The 272-nt window shown below is 59.9% G+C and carries 1 protein-coding gene; it reads right to left on the reverse strand.

Annotated elements, in window-relative coordinates; translation table 11 throughout:
* A partial coding sequence (locus SB754_RS20335; protein ID WP_410784173.1) for a hypothetical protein occupies window positions 1-223 on the reverse strand: 223 nt, incomplete at its 3' end.
* Window positions 224-272: the final 49 nt, after the last annotated feature.

The following is a 272-nucleotide window of genomic DNA, read 5'->3' on the forward strand; positions in this document are numbered from 1 at the left end:
GCACCAGGCGCATCAGCACGCCATAGAAATAATCGAGCAGGTGCTTCTCGCTGATTTCGCTGGTGAGCACGCCCTGCTCGCGGCCTTCGCGCAGGACGCGGAGAAAGACTTCGGTGAGCATGCGCTGTTCATCGGTGACGTCGCGCTGCACCGGCTCGGCACTGATGGTGTGCTGGATCATGCGTGCTACGTCCGGGTTGCGATCGAAGTAGTCCAGCACCACCCAGAAGACCTTCCGCAAGCGGTCCTTGTAATTTTCTATGCCCTGGAGG

It is taken from the genome of Leifsonia sp. SIMBA_070 (genome assembly GCF_046534635.1).
In the GTDB taxonomy this organism is placed as follows: Bacteria; Actinomycetota; Actinomycetes; order Actinomycetales; family Microbacteriaceae; genus Leifsonia.